7 protein-coding genes are annotated in these 8,234 nt (G+C 70.4%); 5 read left to right on the forward strand and 2 right to left on the reverse strand.

The genetic code is table 11. The features are described 5' to 3' along the window. Positions 1–37: 37 nt before the first annotated feature. The 5 genes from ACGFU6_RS14355 to ACGFU6_RS14375 all read left to right on the forward strand — a co-directional run bounded on the left by ACGFU6_RS14355 (position 38) and on the right by ACGFU6_RS14375 (position 5,624). On the forward strand, positions 38–1,165 hold the full coding sequence (locus ACGFU6_RS14355; RefSeq protein WP_393610780.1) for a substrate-binding domain-containing protein: 1,128 nt from the start codon (positions 38–40) through the stop codon (positions 1,163–1,165). Between the two features lie 219 nt (positions 1,166–1,384). Continuing rightward, positions 1,385–2,713: an ABC transporter substrate-binding protein gene (locus ACGFU6_RS14360; protein ID WP_393610782.1), complete on the forward strand. Its 1,329-nt coding sequence runs from the start codon at positions 1,385–1,387 to the stop codon at positions 2,711–2,713. Further along, entirely contained in the window at positions 2,710–3,645 is a 936-nt protein-coding gene (locus ACGFU6_RS14365) for a carbohydrate ABC transporter permease (protein ID WP_393610783.1), read from the forward strand. The genes ACGFU6_RS14360 and ACGFU6_RS14365 overlap by 4 nt, the downstream gene beginning before the upstream one ends. Next, positions 3,642–4,571, forward strand: coding sequence for a carbohydrate ABC transporter permease (locus tag ACGFU6_RS14370; protein ID WP_393610785.1), 930 nt, complete (start codon positions 3,642–3,644; stop codon positions 4,569–4,571). Before ACGFU6_RS14365 ends, ACGFU6_RS14370 begins: the two co-directional genes overlap by 4 nt. A 24-nt stretch (positions 4,572–4,595) precedes the next feature. Beyond that, positions 4,596–5,624 (forward strand): hydroxyacid dehydrogenase, encoded by a 1,029-nt coding sequence (locus tag ACGFU6_RS14375; RefSeq protein ID WP_393610787.1) that lies wholly within the window; start codon positions 4,596–4,598, stop codon positions 5,622–5,624. A 78-nt stretch (positions 5,625–5,702) separates the two neighbouring features. Here ACGFU6_RS14375 and groL read toward each other — a convergent pair whose 3' ends face one another. Both groL and groES read right to left on the reverse strand, forming a co-directional pair. Continuing rightward, positions 5,703–7,325, reverse strand: coding sequence for a chaperonin GroEL (groL, locus tag ACGFU6_RS14380; protein ID WP_123524142.1), 1,623 nt, complete (start codon positions 7,323–7,325; stop codon positions 5,703–5,705). Between the two features lie 104 nt (positions 7,326–7,429). Beyond that, positions 7,430–7,738 (reverse strand): co-chaperone GroES, encoded by a 309-nt coding sequence (groES, locus tag ACGFU6_RS14385; RefSeq protein WP_024490209.1) that lies wholly within the window; start codon positions 7,736–7,738, stop codon positions 7,430–7,432. Between the last annotated feature and the right edge of the window lie 496 nt (positions 7,739–8,234).

Here is an 8,234-nt window from a genome sequence, read left to right on the forward strand (position 1 = left end):
CGTTCGATCATCCGCTAACGCCTGAGGGGCTGCCACCGTGCGCGAAGGTGCCGCTGAACGTCATGACCGACTGCTGAACCTGGTACGCGAACGGGGCACCGCACGGGTCTCGGACCTCGCGGACCGGCTCGGCGTCTCCCCGGTGACGGCACGCCGCGATGTCGAGGCACTGGCGGCGCGGGGGCTGCTCGACCGGGTGCACGGTTCGGTCTCCTGGCCCGCCGAACGCGGGCCGGCCGGCACCCCGGCGGTCGGCGGCCCGGTCATCGGGATGCTGGCCCCGGCCGCCGTCTACTACTTCGCCGAGGTGATCCGGGGCGCCCACGAGGCCGCCGCCCGGCTCGGCGCCCGGCTGATCCTGCGGGTCACCGACTACCGCCCCGAGGACGACGCGGCGCACGCCGCCGGACTCCTCGCGGCCGGGGCGCAGGGTCTGCTGCTGGCCCCGAGCTGGACGGAGCCGGGCCACCCGGCCGCCTACAGCGGCTGGCTCGCCCAGTTGCCGGTGGAGCGGGTCCTGGTGGAGCGGACCGGGGTGCCGGGCGGGCCGCTGGAGGGTTTCGACCGGGTCGGCTCGGACCACGCGCACGGGGTGCTGCTCGCCGTCCGGTACCTGCTGGAGCTGGGCCACGGCGCGGCGTTGCTGGTCGCGCGGGCGGACAGCCCGACGGCGCAGGCGGTCCGGGCGGGGTACGCGCGGGCTCTGGCGCTGCTGGGGCTGCGCGCGCCGGGCCCGGTGATCGAGTCGTCGTCGGACGAGCGCGATCCGGTGCTGTTCGAGCAGGCCGCGCTCCAGCTGCGGGACGCGGTGCGGCGCGGGCGGGCGACCGCGGCCCTGATGCACAACGACGAGGACGCCATCCGGATGATGCGGCGGCTGGCCGAGCTCGGCGTCCGGGTGCCCGACGACCTGTCACTGGTCACGTACGACGACGAGGTGGCGGCGCTGGCCGACACCCCGCTCACCGCGGTCGCGCCGCCCAAGCGGGAGGTCGGGCGCAGCGCGGCGGAACTGCTGGTCGAGCGGTTGTCGGGAGACCGCTACGGGGTCCCGTCCGAGCTGGCGCCGAGGCGCCACATCGCCCTGCTGCCGACCCTGCGGGTGCGGGACTCGTGCGCGCGGCCGTCGAACCGGCCGATGGACCCCGAACCGTCCGGCACCTGACCCGGGCGGCCCGGCAGCACGTAGCCGGCAGCCGTAGCCCGTAGCCCGTAGCCCCGCAGAAGGTACCCACCGCACGTCCCGTTCGCGGCAATTCAACCCATTGATCAGCTCCTCGTTCGATCATTTTTCGATCATTCAATCTTTCGCTCTTGACTTCGCTCACCACAGATCGAAACATCACGGCGAATGCCTGTTCCCGCACGTACAGGAGCTGTTCCCGTGAGCCGCAGTTGGTCCCGTCCCATCCATGCACTGGTCGGCGCTGCCACCGCCCTCGCCGTCCTGACGGCGTGCGGCAGCGCCGACGACTCCCCCGCCCGTGGCACCGCCGAGCACCCCGTGACCGTCTCCTTCTGGGCATGGACCAAGGGCTCGCAGGAGGTCGTGGATGCGTTCAACGCGACCCACGACACGATCAAGGTCAAGTTCGAGGAGATACCGTCCGGCGGTCTCGGCGGCTATCCGAAGATCGCCAACGCGGTGAAGGCGGGCATCGCCCCCGACCTGCTCTCGATCGAGTACCCGCAGCTCTCCGCGTTCGTCAGCCAGGGCTCGCTGCAGGACATCAGCGGCTACCTCACCGAGGACATCAAGAAGAAGTTCCTGCCGCAGACCATCGAGATGACGACGCTCGGCGGCAAGAACTGGGCGGTGCCGTTCGACGCCGCGCCCCAGGTCTTCTACTACCGCAAGGACTTCTTCACCGAGCACCACATCGCGCTGCCGAAGACCTGGGACGACTTCCGGACCGCCGCCGCCGACGTCAAGAAGGCCTCGCCGAAGACCAGGATCGCCACGTTCTTCCCGGACGACCCGACGTTCCTCCAGGCGATGGCCTGGCAGGCCGGCGCCCAGTGGTTCAGCGCCGGCAAGGACGCCTGGAAGATCGACACCACCGACCCCGCGTCGAAGCGGACCGCCGCGTACTGGCAGGGGCTCATCGACGACGGCCTGGTGAGCACCGCCTCCTCGTTCAGCCCTGAATGGACCAGCTCCCTGAAGCAGGGCAACACGGTCGGCTACCTCGGCGCCTCCTGGAGCGCCGGCGTGCTCGCGGGCATCGTCCCCGAGGAGAAGGGCAAGTGGGCGGCCCTGCCGCTGCCCAGCTGGGAGGCGGACAAGCCCGCTAGCGGGATGATCGGCGGCTCCACCTTCGCGGTGAGCAAGAACAGCCACAAGGCGGCGGCCGCCGTCGAGTTCGCGCTGTGGATGTCCACCCACGAGGACGCCATCAAGGCCCGGATCGGCGCGAGCACGTCGAGCGCGCTGCCCGCGTCCCCGGCCATGGTGCCGATCGCCCGCAAGGCCTTCGACACCAGCTTCTACGGGGGCCAGGACCTGTACGGCCTGTTCACCGAGGCGGGTGCCTCGATCGGGCCCGACTGGGTGTGGGGCCCCAGCCCCGGCGCCACCAACTCCGCACTCGGCGACGAACTCGGTGAGGTCGTCGGCGGCAGCTCCACCCTGCCGCATGCGATCAGGACCGCCCATGACGCCACTGTCGCCGATCTCAAGAAGCGCGGCCTGAAGGTCGAGGAGCCCTCATGAGCACGCCTCCCACATCCGGTACCCGCCCGGGGCTGAGCGCGAAGGCCCGTACCCGGATCGCGGCCGGTACCTTCCTCACGCCGTTCTTCGTCCTGTTCACCGCCGCGATGATCATCCCGGTCTGTTACGCGCTCTGGCTGAGCCTGTTCACCGAGAAGCAGTCCGGGCTCGGCTTCGACGGCCCCCGTACGGTCTTCGACGGGCTCGGCAACTACGCCTCCGCCCTCGGGGACCAGGCGTTCCGCGACGGCTTCTGGGTGCTCCTGGGCTACTGCGCCTTCTACATCCCGCTGATGGCCGGCGGTGCGATCGTGCTGGCGCTGCTGCTGGACACCGCGCTGGCCCGCGCCCGGCGCTTCTTCCAGCTGGCGTTCTTCCTGCCGCACGCCATCCCCGGGCTGATCGCCGCGCTGATCTGGATCTACCTGTACACGCCGCAGCTCAGCCCCGTCGTCAAGGCGATGGAGTCGGGCGGCATCGGCTTCGACTTCTTCTCGTCCCAGGGCACGCTGCCCTCCATCGTCAACATCGCGCTGTGGGAGTGGCTCGGCTACAACGTGGTGATCTTCTATGCCGCGCTGCAGGCCGTCGACCGCTCCCTGCTGGAGGCGGCGACCGTGGACGGCGCGGGGAACTGGCGGATCGCCTTCTCCATCAAGCTCCCGCTGATCCGCTCCTCGCTGGTGATGGTGCTCCTCTTCACGATCATCGGCTCGCTCCAGCTGTTCACCGAGCCGCTGATCCTCAACCGGGGCTCCGGCTCGGCCGTCACCAGCACCTGGACCCCGAACATGTACGCCTACAGCGCCGCGTTCGAGCGCAACGACTACGGCCTCGCCGCGGCGGCCTCCGTGCTCATCGCCCTCGTCGCCGCCGTCCTCTCCTTCGTCGTCACCCGCTTCACCAACAACCGCAAGGAGGCACGGGCATGACCTCCCCCGTCACGATCGATCCGGTCGCCCCGACCCGTACCCCCGCCCGCGCCGAGGGCCGTACCCCCGTCGCCGCGGGCGGGGCCCGGTCCAGCCGCTGGCTGTCGAAGAGCGCGGTCAACGGCGTGCTGGTCATCGCCGCCGTGTACACGCTGTTCCCGCTGATCTGGCTGGTCACCGCGGCCACCAAGGACGCCGGGAACCTGCTGGGCGGTGACGTCTTCTCCTTCGAGGGCTTCAACCTCGGCGGCAACCTCTCCGCCCTGTCCACCTACCAGGACGGCGTCTACTTCCGCTGGTACGGCAACTCCCTGCTGTACGCGGGGGTCGGGGCGCTCGGCTGCTCGCTGATCAGCGTCGCCGCGGGGTACGCCTTCGACAAGTACCGCTTCCGCGGGAAGGAGAAGCTGTTCGCGCTCGTCCTGCTGGGCGTGCTGCTGCCCTCGACCGCGCTCTCCCTGCCGCTCTACCTGCTGGCCGTGAAGACCGGGACCGTCAACACCTACTGGGCGGTGCTGATCCCGTCCCTGGTCAACCCCTTCGGTGTCTACCTCGCCCGGATCTTCAGCGCGGGCTACATACCGGACGAGGTCCTGGAGGCCGCCCGGATCGACGGGGCGGGCGAGATGCGCACCTTCTGGTCGGTGGGTCTGCGCATGGTCATGCCGGGGTTCGTGACCGTGTTCCTCTTCCAGTTCACCGCGATCTGGAACAACTTCTTCCTCCCCCTGGTCATGCTCTCGGACAAGAAGCTCTACCCGCTGAGCCTCGGCCTCTACAACTGGCACAGCACCGCCAACGCCGACCCCACCTTCTATCCGATGGTCGTCACCGGATCCCTCCTCGCCGTCGCTCCGCTGATCATCGCCTTCATCACCCTGCAACGTCACTGGAAGGCCGGTCTCACCGCCGGCAGCGTCAAGTGACACCCGAGGAGCCCGAGTTCCACCATGCACCACACCACTGACACCCGGCCCGCCGCGCTCCTGGCGATGGGGTCCGGCATCGTCGAACGGCTGCTCACGCCCGGTCAGCGGGACCGGCTGACCGGCCTCGTCCGCATCGATCCGGATCTCGTCGCCCACCAGCTGCCCGACGCCTCCCCACAGGTCGCCGCCGCGCTGGCCGAGGCCGAGGTCCTGCTCACCTGCTGGGGCGCGCCCCGGCTCACCGAGGAGGTCCTGGCGGCCGCGCCCCGGCTGCGCGCGGTCGTCCACGCCGCCGGCAGCGTCAAGCACCACATCACCGACGCGTGCTGGGAGCGGGGCATCCAGGTCACCTCGGTGGCCGCCGCGAACGCCCGGCCGGTGGCCGAGTACACGCTGGCCGCGATCCTCTTCGCGGGCAAGAACGTGCTGGGCAGCGCCCGCCGCTACCGGGAGCTGCGGGCGGCACACGACTGGCGCGAGGAGCTCGACGGCTGGGGCAACCACGGCCGCACGGTGGGCATCGTCGGCGCGTCCCGGACCGGACGCCGCGTCATCGAGCTGCTGCGGCCGTTCGACTTCGAGGTCCTGCTGTACGACCCGTACCTGGAACCGGCCGCGGCCACCCGGCTCGGCGTGGAGCAGGTCCCCCTCGACGAGCTCTGCGCCCGCAGCGGGATCGTCTCCGTCCACGCGCCGGAGCTCCCGGCCACCCGCCGGCTGATCGGCGCCGCCCAGCTGGCGGCCATGCCGGACGGCTCGACCCTGATCAACACCGCACGCGGTTCACTCATCGACGAGCCCGCGCTGGTGACGGAGCTGGTACGGGGGCGGCTGCACGCCGTCCTGGATGTGACGGCCCCCGACCTGCCGCCGAAGACCTCACCGCTCTACGACCTGCCGAACGTGCTGCTGACCCCGCACATCGCCGGCTCGCTCGGCAACGAGCTGCACCGGATGGCGGACCAGGCCCTGGACGAGCTGGAAAGGTTCGCCTCCGGCCGTCCGTTCGCGGACCCGGTCCACGGGGACGCGCTGTCGCGGACCGCGTAGCGACGCCCGGACACGCAAGAGGCCCGGTACCCCGCGAGGGGGTACCGGGCCTCACCGCTTGCGCGGGACGGCTACGCGCTAGTGCGAGTGACCGTGGCCGTGACCGGCCTCGGCCTCTTCCTCGGCCGGCTTCTCGACGACCAGGGTCTCGGTCGTGAGCAGCAGCGACGCGATGGACGCGGCGTTCTCCAGGGCGGAGCGGGTGACCTTGACCGGGTCGATGACGCCGGCCTTGACCAGGTCGCCGTACTCGCCGGTCGCGGCGTTGAAGCCCTGGCCCTTGTCGAGCTCGGCGACCTTCGAGGTGATGACGTAGCCCTCGAGGCCCGCGTTCTCCGCGATCCAGCGGAGCGGCTCGACGGCGGCGCGGCGCACGACCGCGACACCGGTGGCCTCGTCGCCGGTCTTGTCGAGGTTGCCCTCGAGGACCTTGACGGCGTGGACCAGAGCGGAGCCACCACCGGAGACGATGCCCTCCTCGACCGCGGCGCGGGTCGCGGAGATGGCGTCCTCCAGACGGTGCTTCTTCTCCTTGAGCTCCACCTCGGTGGCCGCACCGACGCGGATCACGCAGACCCCGCCGGCCAGCTTCGCCAGGCGCTCCTGGAGCTTCTCGCGGTCCCAGTCCGAGTCCGTGGACTCGATCTCGGCCTTGATCTGGTTGACGCGGCCGGTGACCTCGTCGGACTTGCCGCCACCGTCGACGATGGTGGTGTCGTCCTTGGAGACGGTCACGCGGCGGGCGGTGCCCAGCACGTCCAGACCGGCCTGGTCGAGCTTGAGGCCGACCTCCTCGGCGATGACGGTCGCACCGGTGAGGGTGGCGATGTCGCCGAGCATGGCCTTGCGGCGGTCACCGAAGCCCGGGGCCTTCACCGCGACGGCGTTGAAGGTGCCACGGATCTTGTTGACGACCAGGGTCGACAGGGCCTCGCCCTCGACGTCCTCGGCGATGATCAGCAGCGGCTTGGAGGCACCGGCCTGGATGACCTTCTCCAGGAGCGGCAGCAGCTCCTGGATCGAGCCGATCTTGCCCTGGTGGATCAGGATGTACGGGTCGTCGAGGACGGCCTCCATACGCTCCTGGTCGGTCACCATGTACGGGGACAGGTAGCCCTTGTCGAAGGCCATGCCCTCGGTGAACTCGAGGTCCAGACCGAAGGTGTTGGACTCCTCGACGGTGATGACACCGTCCTTGCCGACCTTGTCCATCGCGTCCGCGATGAGGTCGCCGACCTGGCTGTCCTGCGCGGAGAGCGCGGCCACGGCGGCGATGTCGGACTTGTCGTCGATCGGGCGGGCGGTCGCGAGGAGCTCCTCGGACACGGCCTTGACCGCGGCGTCGATGCCCTTCTTCAGGGCGGCCGGGGACGCGCCGGCGGCCACGTTGCGCAGGCCCTCGCGGACGAGCGCCTGGGCGAGGACGGTGGCGGTGGTCGTACCGTCACCCGCTACGTCGTTGGTCTTGGTCGCCACCTCCTTCACCAGCTGGGCACCGAGGTTCTCGTACGGGTCGTCCAGCTCGACCTCGCGCGCGATGGTGACACCGTCGTTGGTGATGGTGGGCGCACCGAACTTCTTGTCGATGACGACGTTGCGGCCCTTGGGGCCGATCGTCACCTTCACCGTGTCGGCAAGCTTGTTGACGCCGCGCTCGAGGGCGCGACGGGCGTCCTCGTCGAACTTCAGGATCTTCGCCATGGAGCTGAACTGTCCTCTCAAAAACACGAACTGCGCCCCTCGCCGCCCGGCTAGTTATTTCGCAGGGGGCCAGGGGCGCAGAACAGAAGCAAACGTCGGGTGAACTACTTCTCGATGATCGCGAGCACGTCGCGGGCCGAGAGGACGAGGTACTCCTCGCCGTTGTACTTCACCTCGGTGCCGCCGTACTTGCTGTACAGAACGACATCGCCGGTCTTGACGTCGAGCGGAAGACGCTCGCCGTTCTCGAAGCGGCCCGGGCCCACGGCCAGGACGACGCCCTCCTGGGGCTTCTCCTTGGCGGTGTCCGGGATGACCAGGCCGGAGGCCGTGGTCTGCTCGGCATCGAGCGGCTGGACCACAATGCGGTCCTCGAGCGGCTTGATCGCAACCTTGGTGCTGGTCGACACGATCCGGTCTCCCCCTTCGGAGATCTCACGGGGTTAACAGTCTTTGGGTGGCGACCAGATGGGCCCGTCGTCGCGGGTGCCGGACCTGCCGGTCGCACAGTACTGCTGGCACTCTCCAGTGGGGAGTGCCAGCACTGAGACTATGACCGCGATTAGCACTCGGTCAAGCGGAGTGCCAATTCACGCCCCTCGTGGCGTCCATGACGGACGGCGCCGCGCCCCGGACCGGCCGGCACCGCGCCTCCCCGCGGGACAACGCTCCGCCCGCCCGTACCGTTCCGGGCCTCCCCCGCGGGCGGCCGGGCCCGCCCCGGGCCCGCCGCTCGCCCGCAGGAGACGACGACCAGCGCCCCCGGCGCCCCGTGGTCGCCCCGCACCGCCGCGGCGCGCGGCCCCCCCCGGCGCGCGGGCCGCCGGCGCGGCGGCGGGGTCAACCCCAGCGCCGCCGTGCGGCCGAGCCGGTCGAACGGGTCCACCCACAGCCCAAAACCCGTGGAGG

The sequence above is a fragment of the Streptomyces sp. NPDC048462 genome, assembly GCF_043200175.1.
Taxonomy (GTDB): Bacteria; Actinomycetota; Actinomycetes; order Streptomycetales; family Streptomycetaceae; genus Streptomyces.